Origin of the sequence: Adlercreutzia sp. ZJ304 (genome assembly GCF_011039075.1) — a bacterium.
GTDB lineage: Bacteria > Actinomycetota > Coriobacteriia > Coriobacteriales > Eggerthellaceae > Adlercreutzia_A.
On sequence record NZ_JAAKEG010000006.1, the window covers coordinates 87,552 to 107,455 of the forward strand.

Annotated in this window: 15 protein-coding genes and 1 pseudogene; 2 read left to right on the forward strand and 14 right to left on the reverse strand. The window is 49.6% G+C overall.

What is annotated here, in order from left to right; genetic code table 11:
• Positions 1-4 precede the first annotated feature (4 nt).
• The 6 genes from G7Y46_RS04665 to tnpA form a co-directional block, all read right to left on the reverse strand.
• Positions 5-190: a hypothetical protein gene (locus tag G7Y46_RS04665; RefSeq protein ID WP_165252828.1), complete on the reverse strand. Its 186-nt coding sequence runs from the start codon at positions 188-190 to the stop codon at positions 5-7.
• Complete coding sequence (locus G7Y46_RS04670; RefSeq protein ID WP_165252830.1) at positions 187-720, reverse strand: AAA family ATPase; 534 nt, start codon at positions 718-720, stop codon at positions 187-189. The genes G7Y46_RS04665 and G7Y46_RS04670 overlap by 4 nt, the downstream gene beginning before the upstream one ends.
• 122 nt (positions 721-842) lie before the next feature.
• The gene (locus G7Y46_RS04675) at positions 843-4,103 is read right to left on the reverse strand and encodes an N-6 DNA methylase (protein ID WP_165252832.1); all 3,261 of its coding nucleotides are present in this window, start codon (positions 4,101-4,103) and stop codon (positions 843-845) included.
• Between the two features lie 5 nt (positions 4,104-4,108).
• Positions 4,109-5,950 carry an N-6 DNA methylase gene (locus G7Y46_RS04680; RefSeq protein ID WP_165252834.1) on the reverse strand — a complete coding sequence of 614 codons (1,842 nt, stop codon included), beginning with the start codon at positions 5,948-5,950 and terminating at the stop codon, positions 4,109-4,111.
• On the reverse strand, positions 5,947-7,710 hold the full coding sequence (locus G7Y46_RS04685) for a DNA methyltransferase (protein WP_165252836.1): 1,764 nt from the start codon (positions 7,708-7,710) through the stop codon (positions 5,947-5,949). The genes G7Y46_RS04680 and G7Y46_RS04685 overlap by 4 nt, the downstream gene beginning before the upstream one ends.
• Positions 7,711-8,455: 745 nt before the next feature.
• Positions 8,456-8,911: an IS200/IS605 family transposase gene (gene tnpA / locus G7Y46_RS04690; protein WP_165252838.1), complete on the reverse strand. Its 456-nt coding sequence runs from the start codon at positions 8,909-8,911 to the stop codon at positions 8,456-8,458.
• 244 nt (positions 8,912-9,155) lie between these two features.
• Between tnpA and G7Y46_RS04695 the strand changes: the two are divergent.
• Positions 9,156-10,273, forward strand: a pseudogene (locus tag G7Y46_RS04695) (IS1249 family transposase).
• A gap of 591 nt (positions 10,274-10,864) precedes the next feature.
• Here the strand turns inward: G7Y46_RS04695 and G7Y46_RS04700 are convergent.
• The 6 genes from G7Y46_RS04700 to G7Y46_RS04725 all read right to left on the reverse strand — a co-directional run bounded on the left by G7Y46_RS04700 (position 10,865) and on the right by G7Y46_RS04725 (position 15,785).
• On the reverse strand, positions 10,865-11,347 hold the full coding sequence (locus G7Y46_RS04700) for a restriction endonuclease subunit S (RefSeq protein ID WP_165252840.1): 483 nt from the start codon (positions 11,345-11,347) through the stop codon (positions 10,865-10,867).
• The gene (locus tag G7Y46_RS04705; RefSeq protein WP_165252842.1) at positions 11,337-13,262 is read right to left on the reverse strand and encodes an N-6 DNA methylase; all 1,926 of its coding nucleotides are present in this window, start codon (positions 13,260-13,262) and stop codon (positions 11,337-11,339) included. Before G7Y46_RS04705 ends, G7Y46_RS04700 begins: the two co-directional genes overlap by 11 nt.
• 67 nt (positions 13,263-13,329) lie before the next feature.
• Positions 13,330-13,725: a hypothetical protein gene (locus tag G7Y46_RS04710; RefSeq protein ID WP_165252844.1), complete on the reverse strand. Its 396-nt coding sequence runs from the start codon at positions 13,723-13,725 to the stop codon at positions 13,330-13,332.
• A 66-nt stretch (positions 13,726-13,791) separates the two neighbouring features.
• A complete protein-coding gene (locus G7Y46_RS04715) occupies positions 13,792-14,502 on the reverse strand; it encodes a hypothetical protein (protein ID WP_165252846.1) in 711 nt (236 codons plus the stop codon).
• Positions 14,503-14,541: 39 nt separating this feature from the next.
• Entirely contained in the window at positions 14,542-14,742 is a 201-nt protein-coding gene (locus G7Y46_RS04720; RefSeq protein ID WP_165252848.1) for a hypothetical protein, read from the reverse strand.
• A gap of 386 nt (positions 14,743-15,128) precedes the next feature.
• A complete protein-coding gene (locus G7Y46_RS04725) occupies positions 15,129-15,785 on the reverse strand; it encodes a hypothetical protein (protein WP_165252850.1) in 657 nt (218 codons plus the stop codon).
• Between the two features lie 725 nt (positions 15,786-16,510).
• Here G7Y46_RS04725 and G7Y46_RS04730 point away from each other — a divergent pair.
• Positions 16,511-17,812 (forward strand): site-specific integrase, encoded by a 1,302-nt coding sequence (locus G7Y46_RS04730; protein ID WP_165252852.1) that lies wholly within the window; start codon positions 16,511-16,513, stop codon positions 17,810-17,812.
• 135 nt (positions 17,813-17,947) lie between these two features.
• Here the strand turns inward: G7Y46_RS04730 and G7Y46_RS04735 are convergent, their stop codons facing one another.
• Positions 17,948-18,808 carry a nucleotidyl transferase AbiEii/AbiGii toxin family protein gene (locus G7Y46_RS04735; RefSeq protein WP_165252854.1) on the reverse strand — a complete coding sequence of 287 codons (861 nt, stop codon included), beginning with the start codon at positions 18,806-18,808 and terminating at the stop codon, positions 17,948-17,950.
• On the reverse strand, positions 18,805-19,404 hold the full coding sequence (locus G7Y46_RS04740; RefSeq protein WP_165252856.1) for a type IV toxin-antitoxin system AbiEi family antitoxin domain-containing protein: 600 nt from the start codon (positions 19,402-19,404) through the stop codon (positions 18,805-18,807). The genes G7Y46_RS04735 and G7Y46_RS04740 overlap by 4 nt, the downstream gene beginning before the upstream one ends.
• Positions 19,405-19,904 lie beyond the last annotated feature (500 nt).

Consider the following 19,904-nt stretch of genomic DNA (forward strand, 5'->3'; position numbering starts at 1 on the left):
CAAGTCAGGCTTCCATTGCCGGCATGTCGATAAAATCCTCGTGGGTTTTCATTATTTGAATTATCGCATCGATGATTGCAGTAGCGTTCTCAGCGTATTGATCTGCTAAAAGTCTGATTTCGGCTTTATCGGTCTCGTAAGTCTCGTCAAAGAAGGTGCTTATTTCTTCTCTGAACTTGTCAGTTATCATGGTTGTTGGCAGAATGGACAGATGTCACCCTCGGTAGCATAGTCAATACCCTGCGAAACCCAATCACTGTTCTCGAGTTTTTTAATGAGCGCCCCTAAAGGTAAGTCTTCCCTTCCGACGATTTTCTTCTGCAAGATAGGCTCATCTTCGTAATCGACAAGTTGCGAGAGTTGGATTGTGGGTATTTCAGGTACCGTATTTGCGTTATCGTCAAAGACAATCGCGATTCGTCTCTCTATGTCTCGCAAATCTGGTTGAATGTCATCGGGCTTGATGGCGGCGATTCTTGGTAGAAGCTCATCGCGGAAAGAATCTTTTCGTCCGGTGCCGGTCCAAACCTTCTTAACGTCATCTGGGATTTCTGTCCTAAAGGTCCAACATGCTTCGCGAATACCGTTCTCAACGTCGGTCATCTCGTCGTATGCTTGGCGTAAATTGTCATTCGCCTTCTGTATCTTTTCCTGATCCTTCTTTATTTGGTTGGTGAGACGATCGATGCTACTCTGTGTGTCAACAGTCTCTTTACCCATGGCGAATACGCCAGGCACGATCGAGATCATCAATCGTTACTTGTTCGTGGTCGAAGGGCGTTCTTAAAGGCAGTCGTATGCTTGTAATCATCATACATCCTGCAGCATTCGATCACACTGCCTTAAATAGCTTCCATACACGCCACGTTAAGACGCTCGAATTCCTGAAGGGTTCTATAAAACTGCTGGAATCTTCTCCGTCGACTACTGAGAGCACCGTTTGCAGGATCTAGACATGAAGCAAGACGCGGATCCTCGGCACAAGCCCTCTTAATCCTGGCTTGCAATAGCTTCGTTGCTTCAACGACTTTGGCGTGTCTCTCATCATTCGGGTCGTATTCGCTAATAAGGCTAAGGGGCAGCGTGTGGATATGACGCTTCCCGAAGTTGCCTTCGGGTTGAAATTCTTTTATTGCGTCGTTGATGGCGTCGCTGTTGAGAAGGCCGACATAATAGAGGGCTTCATCCTCGCTGTTTGCCCCTCGCCAGTAGAGAGTCTGGTCAATAGCCAGCTTATGTGCCCTGCTGATTTCCTCGCAATTAACAGCCGACGCACTAATGTTGCTGCCGCCGGCGCCGTACAAGACACGCCATTTTGAAGTGTCGTGCAGTGTATGCGAAAGCTTGTTTCTCGTGTCCAGATATGCGAGATAGCCGCCCTTTTCCTGGTAGAACTCAACACCGCCTTCCGTGCAATGTTTGACCTTGTCAGCAAGTACTTTGTTACTTCTTCCAAGCAAAGCAAGGTCTCGATCGGATAGCTCGACGGCTCCTTGTCCGGGGACGTACTTCACAGGTAGGAAAGCCCTTACAGGCTGGACAGGCGCAAAGGGCATGACCTGGTTAGATGTAATCATTTCATAGAGCAAACTGCCGTCAATATTTGCGACCGTGCCGATGCTGAAATTCTTACATTTCTTGCCATCCTTTATGGCAAAAGATAGCGAGTCGCCGTTTGCTGGAATCGAGCTAACTGTCCAGAGGTGATTCTGTTGCTGCTCGCATTTGAAGATAACAGCCGTTCGCGGCATTCCATCAAAGCCCTGGTTGAAGTTAACGGCGTCTAGGGCTTTCTCAACATTTTGGGTGCTGTAGGAAAAGGCAGTTGCCTTTCCGTTAGTTATAAGCTTGTATGTGACTTGGGTCTCATCGAGGCTGCTATCGAACACAATGCCTGCAACTTCTCTGCTCGCAGTATCGGTGTGCTCCTTTTTGGCAAAGATGACTGCAGCGCGATTATTGAAGGCTTCCTTTGGTAGTTCCCAGATTTCGGTTAACTTAAATTCGGTTGTTAGCTCTGAACGAAGGTAGCCCCCTGTCCTGAAAGACTCTTCATGCCTACCGTTAAGCATCGAGTGAGGCATGATGCATGCTATCACGCCGTCATCTGACACGTATCTTCGTATAGATGCCACCAAGAAAATGGTTGCAAGTTCAACGTGGGGGAAGGAGCTGCCGTGTGGCATTATGCCGTGCGAATTCGCCAGCTTAATAAGCGCGTCATGATATGGGTTCCCGCGCAGCCTGCTGAGCGCAAGCCAAGGTGGGTTGGATACGATGCCGTTGAAGAACGATGTGGCAAATGCGGGCTTGAACGAGTTGCTCAGAACAAAAGGCCAGATGCCATTTCTGTCTCGGTTGCGCAAGTCACTCAGCACTCGGATAAGAGTGGCAAACGTAGCTGCGGCAGAGTGATAGTTGTTCTCATCGAGTTCCATCCCCATATGCGTTACCAAGCTGGCGAAAATCCCATCCGTATCTGCGGTGTCGACCTCTTGTTCCTTTTTTGAGTAGTCGGCAGCGACGACGTCGGCTTTGACCATCATCTCGTCGAACAGTTGCCTATAAGGCCTGCTTATGAGGAACTGCGGAATCGAAACCGATCTATCGTGAAGGTGGGCAACAAGTTCGTTGCTGCTTGTATCATCGTGCGTGCTCACGGGTGTGCGCGTGAATAGGGAGTCGGCATGGTACACTGGAATATGTACGGGTCCCGCGAAAAAGCCAAGGTACTTCTTCATCACGAGCACCCAGTTGACTTTCGAAAGGATGACGGCAAGCGGGTCAACGTCGAAGCCATATATGGATTCGCTGAGCATAATGAGCTCAGTGTCTTCTAGGCTTGCCGGATTGCCCATGTTGTCGATGAGCTGTGACAGCGTTTCGACAATGAAGATCCCCGATCCGCAACACATGTCAACGAGATGGGGCGCTCGCCCGTTAAGGTTTTCTATAACCTTGCTGACCATTCTTGCAGCGATGGGCTGAGGGGTTGGTGCCTGACCGAGAAGTATTTTCTTGTCGACTCCTGCCATCTGAGAGATGAGTCCACCAAACAGGTCCGTTGTTGCCACGTTTGCGAAGTCGTAGACCATGAGGTCTCGCTGCAGTTCGATTGCGCAGTCGATAAGATCGTCAATGTACGGGTCTGCGTTCAGCCAGCCGAAATAATCGTATTCAACGAGGTTTTCGATGCCCAAACTCACGAAGTAGCTACCTTCAAGAATCTCTCGTATCTGCCCTGCGCTTCTCTCTGGCGCACCACCGTCAAGTATGTTTGCCGCTATAAGCTTTGCGAGGGTGATGATATAAAGCTCATGCGAGTAGTCTTCCGTGAACCCCGAGCCTACCCCAGTTACACCTTCGACGAAGTTTGACCATAGGCCCTCAACGAGCTTCGCGTACCCAGGATTCTTTTTACAGGCGGTAGCGACTAAATCTCGTATGGCATCAGTCCTGGTCTTAGTGCTTCCGCTGTACAGGCCGAAGTCAGACACAAGCGCTTTCGGGGTGAGCTCTTTCGAACCGATGCGTCCGTAATATTTGTTGATGAATTTCTCGAATCTCCCCAGGTTCTCGTCGGAAGTGTCTGTCATGTCGAGTCGATCGATTTCACAAAGCTTTAGGTCATCCCGGCCCCAGAGGCCGTTCTCGGCCGTGGGTCGTCCGTCATATTCGATGTCAACTCGATAGGCGTACCAGTGCACGGTGTCGGAAAGGATTCCGACGATGTTGTCACGATCGACGTTTTTGTTAAGGAGACCCGCGCAATAGTCTTCGACCTGCTCGTATCCGTGATCGAATATGCTGCTTTGCGCTAGGTTCTTTTCGTATTCGACGGCGGTGTGGCCAATTAGCACGTCGGCAAATCCGCTCCTTTGCGTATTGTCGACGCTGTACGTTTCATTCGCTTCTGCTCTTCTGGCATGCTCGTCAATCCACCAAGGCTTGCTGGGGAACATTGTCGGCAACCGTGTACAGAAGAGGTAGCGTAAGGGGTCTTCCTTTGACCTGTCCTGTATGTCGTGACTTGCCTGCGTGAAGAAGTCTCTGGCGGCCTCGTAGTCGAGCTCCGCGCGAAGCTCGTAGTCTTTCATATCCATAGTAGTCACTCGTTCCTTAGCTTCAGCCTAATGTCAAGCTCTTCCCTCCATCGTGCAAGCAGGACACTGGCTTGTTCGTTCACGGCCATCACGTGCGCAATATCGCTGTCGATACTTGTCTGGATGGCCGTTGCCTCATCGATGGTGCGAGCTATCGCAAGCTCGGCTCCGCGCCGGCTCAGTGCCTCTATCAGTTCGCTCTTTGGTTTAGGCAGCTCCAACTTGCGTAACGACACGGCTTCGCACTTCAAAGCCCCGCCGCCCAGTACGCTGCAGTGGCGCTCAAGCTCGAGCCTGACGTAAGTTGAGTTCAGCAGCGCGAGCGCGGCGTGCGCCATTTTGCGGTCCTTGCCGCTAACCCAAATCGTGGAGAAGTTGGCATCTGCTACAACCTGTCTGCCACCAGCAAGTAGGTAGGCGCGCACGACGCCTCCATTGATGCGGGGGATCACCAAGTCTGGCAGGTGTCTGTCTTTGAGCGCGGGCAGCATGTACCAGTATCGATCTACGTCGGGCGTGCTACTGAGGGGTCCGTTTGTCCTAACAGCCGAAAGGCTTGGTATATGCTGGCGTCGTCCACCCTGGACAACATCATGCTCTTCGCAGTAATCGATATATTTCCTCAAGCTTGTCAATTCTCGCTCTGCAATATCGGGGCTGTTCTCGATGGGCTTGCTGATGAGCAATAGCCGATATCCAGTTTTGCGTGCTGCTACAGTGTACGCATCTCCGATTTCGTCCTGGTAGCGCAGTGCCGGCATAAGCGGAAGGCGACAAGCGTTGGCAGGCTCCAATCCGGCACAATTCTCCCAAATACTGTTGCTGACCCGTCCGTCCTCGTTCTCCATCAGGTAGAAGAACCCGTTTGCACCTGTGCGCAAGCCTTGGCCAACGTTAAGCCTCCAGTCGCGAAGAGATACCGTTCTCGTTTTGGCTTCTGGACACGATGCGTATGAAACACGGCTGAGGTCTTCACGTCGTGCCCATACGAAGCTGTTCGAGAGATTCACTCCGTTTCGGCATAGATCAACAAACACCTCGTCGCCAGCATGTCCCTTGTACGCTAATGCGCCGGAAAGAGAATGCTCGCTAGCTGCCCGCTTCGACAAGCCTATATGATGCACATGCGTGTTATCTGGTGTCGTTCTGCTGTCATTGCGTTTGGTGGCAATAAGGAGGTTTGTCTTGACCTGCGCATCCGGGAACCAGGTGCGGCTTTCGTCAATGATAATCCGGTCAATCGTGAAATCAGTGTTCAGAACGTCATAGATGACGCTGGCATACTCTCTCTTCAGCCAGGCATCAGGCAGCACCATTGCAAGCTTGCCGCCGGGTTTAACTAGGCATGCGCAAAGAATCCAGCAAGGCACAGCGAGGTCGGATAGCCCCGAGTACGATCTAGCTGCTTCGAGATACGGTCGCTTTGATCTCGCGGCATCGAGCGCCTCAAGGGTTTCGATGAGACGTTTGCGTATGGTCTCTACCGAATTCTCGCCGTAAAAGGTGTCGAGGGCCTGATACCTGACATAGGGCGGGTTCGTTATGACCAGGTCCCACTCATGTGAATTGTACAAGTCGGTAGCCGATGGGCTCAATGCATCGCACTTAAGAAAATAGCTGTTTCCTAGCCTTGCCTTTGCAGCATTAACGGCATCGCCGTCGATATCAATCCCGTATAGCCGTTCTGCGTGCGCTCCGTGTTGCTGCAGGGCTACGAGCATGTCTGCCTGCCCGACCATAGGATCGATGGCGTAAGTAGATTCGATATCGGCGATCTCTGCAGCGAGCACAAGAAGATTGGAGACTCTGGGTCCCGAGAAGAATTGGCCAATTTCCTTGTTGCTCATGTTATTGCCCCGAATGATGTAAATCTCTCGTAGGCATCGCGGGCGTCCAGCTCTACCCGCAATCCGTTTTCGAGGCAATGGTTTACGTATGAGGCATATGCTTCCCGCGGGTTGTTGGGGCATTCGTAAAAAACAGGCTCTGCTTCCGTGTCGACAGATGTGCCTGACTTATGCTCCGTCTTGCCCAGCAGTATAAGAGAGTCACCTCTCACGCCACCTGCTGAGACCACCTGCTTGAAGCTCTCTTGGGACTTTGCGAGATGCGTGGTTGTAACCACATCGAGACCTGCGTCTTCTATTGCCGAAGCGAGCGCTTGCCACACATCCGCTTTTGATGAGTGGAACACGAGCGTCATGAGTCCGTCGTCTTTTAGAACGCGTTTGGCCTCAGCCAGTGAAGCCATAATCATATGACCGTACTTATTGGCATCCTTATCTTGAGAGGGGCTGATGATGACCTCATCTGAGCGATCAGTAGTCGCGTCCAGCCAAAGCTCGTTGATCTGATTAACCTCCGCATAGGGGATGAAGTCTCCAAACGGCGGATCGGTGAAGACGTATGAAATCGTCCTGTCGTCCTCTTGAAGTCTGTCACTGCTTTGGTTGACAACCTTAACATGTCCGGTGCACCCATTTACGTAGGAGAAGGCCCTTGCGAAGGGCTTTATTTTACGTTGTAGACCCTTAAGGATGTTCTTCTCAACAGGTAGGTTGCTAACGTATAGCACGCCGCTTTGGGCGCCTGTCAGCACGAAATCTGACGAATTGTGCTTGGCGACCACTCTCGTCATGAGAGTTGCGTGCGTGGCGTTGTAGCTGAGTATTAGGAGGCGCAGCGCGTCCCGAACGTCGCTTTCGTAATCTGCAGCCTTTTTCCAGAGTGCTTCGATAATGAGAAAATTGCGCTTCGTGTAGAAGTGGTGCAGGTGAGAAATCCCGCTGTGATACCCAGCCCTATACAGCTCACCCCATTCAATTGGCTGTGGCTTTGTGTCCTTCGGATAGGCGAGAGCTTCGATTCTGGTTACACCATCGAGGTCCGTTGTATTTGCGGCACGTCGCCAGTTTCGCCCATTGGTTTCGCCATAGACCAGAACCGGAATCCTACGACGGCTACTTATGCTCTTGTCGAGCAAGGCGTCGTATTTCGTTTCCATTGAAAACGCGTTATCGCCTGTCGTCACTCTCGCACCGCAGTGAGGGCACTTGCCATTTGAATCGATTCTAAGGGGGTCCCAACTGACCATGCCTTCATAGAACGTGAAGTCACGGTCGCATTGCCTGCATGTTAGGACGCTTGACCAAATAATATGGCGAATAGTGCCAACATGCCCTTGGTCATCCTTAGCCTGATACAGATGGCCTAGTTCGACGTCCACGTCACGAATTAGTTTCTCTGCTGACTTGACGAAGAGATCCGAAGAGGGGGGGTTCGTCATCACACGAGTTGCAAAGGTGCCGTAAGTGCTTATGTCGTAGAGAATGGCGTTTCTAGGACCCCATTTGGGATCTACGCCGAGCTTCTCAGCAATGCTCAACATGCTTTGAGTCGGGTGCTCGCACATCTGGGCGGCTAGCCCCGTCGCCCCGCTCCCTGAGAACAAATCGAGGACCGTGTCTCCAGGATCAGTATGCGTGGCGATGTAGACGGCAATCGATTCTGGCGCTATCTTAGTTGGATACGCGTAGGTATTGAAGAAGACACCCGAGCGGAACGACGGCAACGCCTGTCGGTATAGTGTCGAAAGGTTGTTTTGCATAGCTCGGATGTTGCTCCAAATCAGGCTAGATAGTTGCGTACAGTACAACCGAGTTATTTTACAATCTAAGCGGTTCTCTCAAGTCTAGGTCCTTGTTTTTGGCGACGTAAAAACATATTCGTTCTGACGAGCGGCTCGTAGTCCATTATTTATGCGATATGCCGTTAAGGATGGTTTTCGAGTGCTCTAGCGTTCTCCTAACCCGTTAATGATTCTTTGTTGAGAATCGCCGAATCCGTTAGCCCCACGTCGTCGAATTTTTCTGTGCCGCCATCCCCGGTCGCTGACCTGGTCGCGCGGTGCGTCGTCTGCTCTCCAGATACATCCACTCATGACCATGGAGGCGCCCACTCCAGCAGCACAGCCGCCCGCACTCCGGGTGTGCTGCTGAGCCGTGCGAGCCACGCGGCAGCCATGGCGCGCGCCACGGACTCATCCTCGCCGCACCAGCGCCCTTTGCGGGGTCTTGCCCTCTGGCCGCCAAGCCGCTTCGCTTCTCGGCTCTAGCTGCGCATGCCAGCAAGCTGTCATGCTCCGCAGCTCCATAAGCCTTGCCGTCAATGCGCAAATCATGAACCACCCCTCAAAGGGGTGGTTTGCTCTAGGTCTATAAGGTCAAAGGGTGCCGACAGCGTCTAAAGGCGCTTGCCTTTCACTTCGTTCAAGCCGTATCGCCTTTGACGCTTAGCAAGCCGCTGAAAGCGGCTTTTGTATTACAGGGCTGCCCCTAAAGGGGCTTTAGCTATCATTTCTTGAATGGATCCTCGTACTCTTTGACACTCAACTTATCGAGCGCTTGGTCATGGGCTTCCTGTTCTCTGATGTATTTAGCGATAGTAGCCTCATTCAACCCGACGGTCGATACATAGTAGCCTTCAGACCAGAAGTGACGGTTTCCGAACTTGTACTTCAGGTTCGCATGTTTGTCGAACATCATAAGGGCGCTTTTGCCTTTCAGATACCCCATGAAACTCGATACGCTGTACTTGGGCGGAATCGCAAGCAGCATGTGCACATGATCGGGCATAAGATGCCCCTCGATTATCTCCACGCCTTTGTAGCCGCAAAGTTTCCTGAAGATATCCCCCAAAGACTTCCTGTATTCGTTGTAGATGAGCTTTCTCCTGTATTTCGGAGTGAACACGATATGGTATTTGCACATCCATTTCGTGTGAGACAAGCTGTATGATTTATTTGCCAAAATGACCACCTTTCCCAAGAATGATACGACCTGAACAATCGCATCATATTCCTTGCCGGGTGGTCATCTGGTCTTTCAAGGGCAAAGCCTTCAATGCGCACCCGCATAGCGGGGACATACAGGCAAAAAGTGTGTAGGATTCTCACTTGACATCCCTGTTCAGGCAAGCTTTTTCCAAGAAAAAGTCAGTTATGGGCAGGGGTGAGCAGTGTTTACTAGAAAATGTGCAATCTGCGGCGGCAAGATGAAGAAAAAGGATTTACAAAAGCAGGAAGGCAGAGGTGGAGATGTAGCTTATGCGGAGGCTCTAGCGTTAGGAAAAACGATACCACCGTAAGATGGCTTAAAGTGTTTGTTGGATGGCTTTTGGGTAAACTTACTCAAAGCGAACTTGGAATGGCTGCAAGAACCTTTCGAGACAAGACATCTGTATTCTGGTCGCTTTGGCCAATCCTTCCCATTTGCGATGAGGTCCATCATGTCATCTATATGGATGGCATATGGCTCGTTCGCAACAAGGCGGTAATCCTTATAGCCTTAGCCGAGAGGCATGTCGTCGGCTACCATCTGGCGAAGTCCGAAAACTCCAAGGACTGGGGATGCCTCATGCAGAGGATCGCCGCTCCAGACGTGCTGGTTTGCGACGGGACAGGCGGCATCAGAAAAGTCATGCACGCCTTCTGACCTAACACCCGAATGCAAAGGTGCACCTTCCATGTGTTCTGCCAGGTCAAAAGGTGCACCACCGCGCGCCCGAAGACGCAGGCAGGGGTCGACCTGTACGCGATCGCCAAGGATCTCATACATGTCAAAACCAGCACGGAGGCGGCCGTATGGATGGCGCGCTTCCAGAGGTGGTGCACAGATTATGAAGAGTTCTTAAAAGAGAGATCTGAGACTGACCACAGAAAGTACAAACACGAAAAGCTCAGGAAGGCGAAGCACATTCTCACAGAGCATTGTAACTCAGGGATGCTTTTCACCTATCTGGATGAGGATGTGCTCACCGAAGGTCCTGTTTCCTCAACATCTAACAGAATAGAAAACCTAAACGGACGCATAAGGCGCATGCTATCTACACATCGCGGCATGAACATAGACCATCGTATTAAAGCTGTGTTTTGGTTTTGCTATATGGAATCAGAAGAACCGATTCCCTTCGCAAGAATGACCAAAGAATTCCCAACCGATGAAGATATCGCCAGATGGCGATACCAAGCCGCAAGACAGCTTGGCGATGATGGCAGCACACCAGCGAGATGGGGAGAAGGCCTGGTTTGGTCGGAGTTCCACAACAGCACTCCTACCCCTTTGCGATGGACTGAGCCTTACACACTTTTCTGCTTATATGCCCCGCATTAACCCATGCCTGTCACGTGTTGGTCAAAAAAATCCCCGACCCGTTTAACCAAGTCAGGGATTAAGTTTTTGGTCGCGGGGGCAGGATTTGAACCTACGACCTTCGGGGTAATAGGTTCATTATCTCCCGCGACCCCTACTATCAGGTATTTTGTGTATGTTTTCCCTGTTCGTCAACATATTTCAAAATCCTGCTTGTCACTCAATCAACAACCAATAACACCGATTTGCACGCGATTAGTATTACTTTTTGTATTGCTTTTTCACGGGGTTTACGCTGGGCATATAACCTGTGATGCTTCGCTTGCGAATCAACCCGATTATACCCGGTAAGACCCATGCGCAAGCGACCACCCCTTAAACCGTCATAGAACGGTTCAGAGCCGTTCTAAGCCTTTTTAAGAGGTTCGAGTGGAAAGATACCCACTCATACAAAAACAGGGGCTTAAATCGCCCCTGTTTCAGTCTTATTGCGTTGGATTCGCTTATTCATCGTCTTTGATGAAGTTCTTCGCTTGGTTGCCATCCTTTGTTCCTTTCCTTTGTTTGTCTTGATACCTAACAAATCCTTTTTGCTTATCCACTTGTTCCGAATCAGGCAAAGAAAGAGTTCAAGCGATTCGAAAATAACGACTTCATATAGTTTTCCATCCACTCCCAATCAGGCTCTCCTGATGCAGTACTTGGAAGTAATATTTTATGTCGCTTATAGTCTTTCTGACGATATTGTCTTCCATAGCTAAAACGATACTTATCTTGCAGTAGAACACTCACTATAAAATTACCTGATAGTTCGTTAAGTTTTTCGTTCTTTAAGACAAGAATATTGTCATCGCATTTGAACTTGCCTTTTTGATAAAAGGCATTACAAAACATATCGATAGTAATCGCATCAGAATGTGTTGTGGCTTCGGAATTAGAAATATAAGAAGAGATTCCATGGTCGCTTTCCCCTGCGGTAACAAAAGGTATATCACCTGGCTCTCTATCTTCTTGCGTAATTCTAGTTCCTCTTACAGGGTCACCAAAAAGGTCTTTCAAATCAAATTCTTGCCACGTTGATATATCAAGATTCATAGACTTGCCCTTCTTTCATCAAATAAGCTAAGTAATTGTTTGTGGTATTCAGAAAATCGGTTTCAGTCAGAAGCATATAGTCTGTTTCCATATATGCTTCTGCCACCCATTCCTCTTTTCCTTTAACTTCACACATCGCACTATACCCAGCTTCTACTTTTTTATTTTTGTACAGGTCAAGCCATTTTTCCTGAATCTGTTTCCAATTACTTTGTCCTTCGTCGTTAAACTGCTCGACACGCCCAAGATTCTTTTTCTTAATGAATCCATCGTCCTTGTAAAACCCGAAAAAAGTTTGCTTTCTCGGCGTAACACCATCTGTTTCGTAATGAGAGCGGTTCAGTGTGAATACCATGCAAACAGCCTGAACAGCTGCTCCTGGATAAAATATATCGGGAGGCAAAGTAAAAACGGCTTCGAGCGTGTTGTCCTGAAGAAGTCGTTCTTTAATACCGCCAACTCTTTCTTTAGTACCAATCGCAGCAGCCATAGGAAGTAGTACGGCAAGACGCACCCCGTCCCAGCCTTCTTCTTTGGCAATATCAGATAGATACTTAACAAAAACCATTCCCTTCGTAGGGTCTGATTTACCGTTCTTTTCTGAAGCTGTCCAATCGGTTTTGTATCTATCAGGAATAGTTCTTGGTTTTGCGTTATACGGTGGATTCATCAGCATTACCGTAGGCTTCGCGTCAACGATAAACTTCTGCTTATCGAAGCAAGAACCGAACTCAACATTTGAATTACCGTCACCATGAATAAGCATGTTCGTAGTGGCTAATCCGTATGCTTTTTCCTCGTTCTCAATTCCAAAGATATGCTTCTGCTTGATTTCATCAGCAAGCTCTTTGAATTGCACTTCAGTATGTCCGCGCCTTGCATCTGCAAGCTCTTTAACCATTGCTTGAACTAAGAACGAGCCACTGCCGCAGCACTCGTCAAGCACAACATCTTTGAAAGTAACGTCTACGACTTGACACATAAAATCGGTGATATGGTCAGGCGTAAATGCTTGATTCTTATCTGCCTTGCCAACGTATTTGTTAAACGTAATGAAGAACAGATTAAGAATGTCCTGACCTTCTGAAGAATCAGCGTCAATATAGCGATAGATATTCATAAGAATATCAGTTAGGACTTCAATCCACTCTTCCTGCGTAAGTGCTTTAACCTTTTGGTCGTTCAGAACGTCTCGCTGAAGCAGCTTAACTTTCAATTCTTTGTTCTTGCTACCGTCAAGTAGACCTTCAAGAACTTCACCAATAGCAGAGCGAATTTGTGTAGGGGTAAACTCACTCCAACGCTCTTGCAATTTCTTTTTCATTTCATCAGTAATACGTCCACCATGTCCGTATTTCTCGACTTCGCTCTTGATAAACAAAAGACAAGTACCGACAAACTGGCTACGGTTGCGCTCGTCAATATCTTTTCTATGCAACAACTCATTCAGTGCATAAGTATTACGCATGACTTTTTCTCGGTCGTTCTGACGCTCGACAGAGAAAAGCTTTTTGTAATGCTCCATGCTGTCCAAAACTGTTTCATCGGGAAGAAGATGCTCGCCATCAACTTCTGACTTCCAAGCACGAATACGGTCATCGTTTGTGTTCGCCAAAATTGCAATGATTTTAGTTCCTCGATGCAGCGCATATTCTTCTTCAATATACGCTCTTAATTGTTCTGCATCTTCGTCTCTAAAGTTCTGCTTTGTTTCAATCAGAACTGCATAATCTCCCGTATCGTCACTATCTGCAAATCGAATATCAAGCTTGAAACGTTCAGGTGTTTCACCACCGAGTTTTGCTGTCAAAGTTGCCATATCTCCAGCATCTTTAACGTAGCTCCACTCTCCACCTTCTATATTCGATTCGTGGTATTGAGAGCCCACGGTTTCAACCATATTGTGACGGTTCATATAGACCTACTTTCCTTCCTCAAAACTCATTATGCCATTGGAGAACCGATAGCGGATTGACTATCGGTTATTCTCTAAATTCTCTTCTGTCTTGAAACTGCGAATCAAACGAAGAATCAACCCTGTTTACTTGTTCACGCTGCTGTTGCTTCACAATTTCCTTATACACTGTGTTACGCAGAAATTGGTGCAGCAGCTTTAAGAACTGTTGAACGGCTTTGTTCTTTGCAGCAATAGTTTTGTTTATGATTTGAACGAAGTTATCAAACCCCTCGTCCAACTTATCGTAATCTTGTTTGAAGCTATGAAGACCTTCAATCTGTGATTCTGTTTCCTTCAACTCTTGCTTCTTTTCTTCGTTCGCTATTTCGAGTTCTGATGATTCTTTCTTAGCATCGGAAACAATCGAATCTGCTTTCTGTTTTGCATCAACTAACATCTCGCTACTTTTAGCTTTTGTCATGTCAGCTATCTGCTTTGCAGATTGAAGATTTGCTTCTCTAAGCTCTTCAGCTTTTTCAACTTCTTTTTAAGTCTCTTCGAGTTCCGTAGCTGCTTTTTCGTTCTCTTCTTTGAGCTTTTGTCTGTCTTTGAGTTCGCGGTAATGCCTAAACTCTGTCGGCTCCATGTGTGGACACTTTGAACGGTTTTCATCATCAAGAATCAAACCTCTTTCATCGCACCAACTATGGGCATAACTTTCAGCTACAGAGCGAAGATTTGCGGTGAACGTAACCTTCGGAGAGTTCTTCTGTTCGAAGTAACTATCTTTCTTATCTTCAAGTTTCTTGACATTAACTGCTTTCTGTTTCTCGGAAATATCTGTTTTTGCTTTCTCTTTTTCAATGAGCAAAGTTTGATATTCTTTCGTGCTCCCAAACGGTGCATAGATATGATGTTCAAGAAGAGTATTCTTAACGTCAATCTTTCCTTTATTGATCATCGCAAAACGAATATGCAGATGCGGAGAACCTTGAACTCTGACAGCTTCATTACTCGAAATTTTTCGTTCTTCAGTCGTTACATCTTTGACAAAATTTTCAGGGTCTTCTGCTTCATCGTTGTGCAAGCCCCAACTCAAAACAACTCCACCCGAACGCTCAATTTCTGCTTTGATTAAATCAGCTACACCAAGACAAAAAGAATCATCTACAAAACCGTTCTCAAAGTCCTCATGCGTTCCAATTTGTAAAATCATTTCTTGTGGCATGTGCTTCTTGTGATAGTCAACCATAGTCATAAGTCTTTCTTCGTGGCTTGAATCTATGGCTCTTTGGTTTTACGCATCGAGCGTTTCTCTAAACGTCTTCTCATACCATTCAAGCTCTGATTTGTGCGAGTTCCCCATGCCCATAACGTCATAGTGAACATTCTTTCCTCGCATCTCGTACCCATCCTTATGCATTGAACGGTCGTTGTGTCTTGCTGTATCTTTAGCAGTCGCAATATGACAACTAACTTTCACTGTATGTCCGCTCATAATTTCACCCCTTTCTAAGACCTCTAAAACCTGTGTTCAACGTCTGTTTCGCCAGACGTAACTCAATACGTCCTGCCGGACATTTCGCCCCTCACACGCCGGGGTGCTTCGTTCGCCTATCGGCGAAATGAGAGAGGGATAACGCTCCCTCTCTCAAACTCTCTCTTCTAATAAATAGGACGACCTGTCATTGGGTCAATTCTTTTAGGTATCTAGGTCGTCTTCGAGTTCTGGCATAAATGCTCTCGCAAGCATTCGACTAAACAAGCTCTTGCCAATTCCCGAGCCATGTTCTGAATCGCGAAGGCAAATATAGAAGTTGATTCGATGGTCTGGAAGCGGTGCGGCATCAGTCAGATATACCCCTCGTAACTGCTGCAATTTATTCAAATCATCGGCATAACCCAAGGGTCATATTTGCGTGCCTCGCGAAGCGTCATACCCTCTTCTTGAACCTTCATACGAAGTTCTTGTTTCGGGGTTAAGTAACGCTTTCCACATTTTGCGATTCTTGCCTGTAAAGCATCGACTTCTTCGCGGGGGTTGCAATTCTTTGTGTAAACAACAGCACTTTCATCGTAATGAGTTTTGTTTTGCTCTATAGCAGATGTTGATTCATGAAAACCGTACTCTAGGCAATCTTCAAACGCTCCATGCCCCTTTTTGATTTCGACATATTGAGGATCAACATCGAACCATTTGGCGATAGTTTTTACTCCTAACGCCTTATCTGATTTCAAATAAATATGAAGATGCTCTGGCTTTGCCCAGCCTGCAACATTTATAGGATTATTCCGCTCATCTTCCTCTGTGTAACAGTCATTTGAATGCGCGAAGATTGCAGCTCTTTTTATGGTTGCGTGATCCTCGCACGCTTCAATAGCTTTTTCTTTTGTAATCAAAGGCTTGTCATCAGCAAATTCAGGAAGCAATTTCCCTGCTAATTCGCTGTCAGCGTTACGCTCCAAATGGTGCGGATGATAAAGGTAATACATCACTTCAAAAAAGCGTACCGTAGGTTCTGTTGGGGTCTTATTGCTCATGACAACCACCCCCAAAATGGGTACAGTTGGTACAGTTGGGAAATCGCCCTAAACACAAGCCCAATATAGGGCGATTTCCCAGTTCAGAGGGAATCAGTTTTGTATTTAGATACAGTTGGTACAGTGGTTTTAAGAAAACTTTTTTGTAGGTGTCTTTTTGCATCAGAATCACCCACTACGCTTCGAGAGCGTCTGCCCACTTTTTAAGGTCTGCCAGTTTATATCGAGCAGGAGAACGACCGTTACCCTTTGAGTAACGTACAAACTTTGGACCTTTACCAGCATTACGCCAGTTTCGCGGTTTTATCCTCATGCCTTACAATGCGTTTGGTGCCAAATTGGTGCCAAGGATGGTGCCAACTTGGTGCCAAGACGATTCAGGGCATGTTTGAACGATGAGTGTTTTGACAAAGAAAAAGCAGGTCAGACAACTTTTTCGGATTATCCAACCTGCTATTGAAGTTGGTCGCGGGGGCAGGATTTGAACCTACGACCTCCGGGTTATGAGCGATTCAAACCCTGTTAGCAGGTTTAATCAGGCTTTCCGCGCTTACTGCAAATAGGCCCTTGACCTTGAGTTTATTGTATCAGGCTTTGTCACGCATTTTCATGTTCTCCAACTTTTTTGACGCGTTTTGGTGGTCATTTGGTGGTCACTAAGGTGATCATTTGGTGGTCACGATTTCTCCACCGTGCATTGTTGAAAGCGCTGGAAAGGAATCATCATGCAATACAAACCGAAGAGCCTGAGACGCCGCAGAGGCACAAACAAGTGGGAATGCGCCCTCACGCACGACGACCCCATCTCGGGAGAAGAGGTCATCACTTACCACACCGTTGAGGGCAAGACCAGAAACCAGGCGGTACAGGCGAGATGCGACCTCATCATCAAGCTGAAAACCGAAGGGCTCGCCGCATCCTCCGATATGACCGTTCAGCAGTTCATGGGCTGCTTTCTGGAATACAAGGTGCGGTCAAAGACGATAGAGCCCTCTACCATCCGCGGCTACAGAGGCGAAACGAAGATGATCTGCCGCTACATTGGCTCCGAGGAGCTATCCAAGCTGACGATTCCCGTCGTCAACGCGTGGATGGCCTCCATGTCGCAGGATGGGTACGCGCCGAAGAGCGTCTCCAAATGCTTCCGCCTTCTCAAGCAAGCGCTCAACTACGCCATCGCCCAGGACCTTATCAAGAAGAACCCCTGCAACTTCTGCAAGCCGCCCAAGAGGGTGAAGACGAAGATCAACGCGCTGTCACGCGAGGAGCGCAGTCGCATGCTCGATCTTACGAGGAGGGCGCAGCCCAACGCCCTTGCCGTCGCCATAGAGCTTATGCTCACGACGGGCATGCGCAGAGGAGAGGTCTGCGCGCTCATGTGGGACGACTTCGACGAGACAAAGCGCGAGGTCGCCGTCTCTCATTCCCTCGGCAACGGAGAGGGCGGCTTCTATCTGAAAGAGCCCAAGTCTGGGAGAACGCGCACCATTCCGCTCACGGAGCACACGTTCAACATGCTCAAGGGGATGCAGGACGACGTGAAGTGGATGTGCGCGAAGCTGAAGGTGAAGCTGGGACAAGCCTACATTCTCGGCACCCTCGAAACGGAAAGCCGTCCTTACAACCCGACCCAGCTCGGCAAGGATTTCGCGGCGTTCTGTAAGATGAACGGCTTCGAGTGCACGCTTCACGATCTGCGCCACACATTTGCGACCTATATGATCGCAGAGGGTGCCGATGTCCGCACCGTCTCCGACTACCTCGGCCATGCGAACCCCTCCATGACGCTCGACATCTATGCCGATGTTGACCCGGAGGCGAAGCGCTCCGCAGTGAAGTACATCGAAGGCGCGTTCGATGACGCCATGAGCGTTTTCCAACGTGACATCGAGCGCCGGAAGGCCGATCTTGACGGTTCGGAGGCGCAGTCATGTCCGGAGAGGATCTCTGGCGTCTCGCCGGAATCCATCCCGTTTTCCATAGAAGAGCTCGAAGAGATGATAGCCGTGCTGAAGAAGGCGTCGTAAGGGTCAGCGATACGTCCACTGGGACAATTTGTCCCAGTGGACAGCTAACAGGCGGGCCCTCTGCAAGTCACCTGCCATGCATTGGGCGCAATGCGTTTCGAACGGCGGCGCTTGAAGGAAAAGGCCGTGGGGCGATTAGGGGTGCGTGTTTATGCCCGCAAATCTGAGAAGCTCGCTTGCAGCATCCATGGCCTGCTCGAAAGACACGCCAACAGCGTAGGACGCGTCTTGGACATAGGAGTCCCATACGCCACTCATCGCATCAGACGAGCGAACCTCCTCCACAACGCTTTCCCAATCCTCCATCGCATCCAATGACCCGCGCCTCTCGCAAGTGGATTGCAGCGCTTCGCTCAGCTCTTCGGGATTCAGCTGGTCGGCTACCGTATGACGCAGGATATAGAGGTCGTAGTAATCCCTTCCGCGCGTGTTCGCAGTTCCCCGGCTGATCACCGTCTCCAGCTTTTCCGCAACGACCGTAGCCAAATGGTATGAGAGAATCTCCAACGAACCTTGATCGAACATGAGCGCATAGGGATAGCTGATTGCCCTCGGTCGCAAGGCGTCTCCGGTCGTAATGTCGATCTTGATGGGAGCGTTAATCTTGCCGTACCGCACATTGATGTGGGCTCGCCAGTTGGCGTACTCGTCATCCTCGCGAATGGGCTCTATCCTCACGAATTCGTAAGCCATCCCATCGCCAACTTCGATATCGCAGATCTTCTCGATTGCGGCTCTCACAGTTTCTTCATCCATGTTCATGCCTATGACCGTCGTGTCCATGTCCATGGTCGTACGCTGGACAACCCCCGTAATGGCGGATATGAGTAATCCGCCCTTGAGTACGAACTTGTCAGCATATGGGCTTTTCTCTAGCCTCATAAGCAAGTGCTCGAACAGATACATCTGGAGAACCTCTTGGGGCTTGAGCGCATGGTCTTTTGCGAACTGGCGTATCTTGCCTTTCAGGCTCGCATCGCTTTTGATCTTGTTCATGTGAGCACCTCCAGGTAGGTTTGCAGCTCGTCACGCACCCCTAACGCCTCGCTCATCTTGGCGAGTTTGGGCAGGTCGCGGTCGCTCTTCCTGAAATACCCCACCAAGGCGTCTCTGACGAGTTGTGGGTTCACAGTGCCCTTCGCCCTCTCTTGGATGATGTCGGCTATGGAGCGCTCCGCATCGTAGGCGGGCACGACGATGCCCATGGGGTCCTTCACCGTGGTCCTGCCCAGTCCGTAGAGCTTGTCGCCCTCGCGGTAGATCCTCATGTCCGGATGGGTGCGCCTCAGCTCCTGCGGATTATATCCCCGCGGGACACTTACGCTCAGGTTCCCGGGCACGCGGTCGGAGAGCCCCAGCAAGTACAGCGCCGTGCCATGCGAGAGGATGCACTTCGGCCAGCGCATCGTGACGGCCGCGAACTCGTCGTCCAGCACGTCGAGGGAGCAGTAGACGCCACGGGTGAGACGGTCGATCCTGCCGCTGCTGAAGGCGTGCTCAATCACGCCGGGCGAGAACCCGGCCTCCTTGAGCTGCGCCGCGGTCGCCACGCCCCCCAGCTCCTCGATATGCTCCGCTACCGACCTTGTCACTTGAACTCCTAGATTTTTAGACACATATTTTATTGTATTTGTGTCTATAAGTCTAATTCCATTCAATTACCGCGACCCCCTATGGCAGACCACCTTCCCTTCAAGCGAAAAAACTTGCCGAGAACCTGAATGCACGCAAGGACCGCGAAAACTTTTTATGTAGGTGGCTCATTTCTTACACCGCCATAAAAACTCGGGCCCTCACGGGTTTCGCGTTTCTCCCTTGCGTGCACGACGGAGCCCCGGCGCCCCTCCGCTCGGAAGGCGAAGGCATAGGGCCTCGCCGAAGATCAGGAGGTCGCAAACCATGGGAAATCGAGCCGTCATAACGACCAAGGACCGCAAGCTCGGCGTGTATGTGCATTGGAACGCACGGGCAAGGCGTACGTCGGGCGCTACGGCTCAGATGGCGACTACTCGCAGAACCCGAACAACCACCCGCAAGGCGAGACGTGCCGCATCAAGCCCCGCAGATAGGCTCGCCCCCAGCGCCGTCGGCC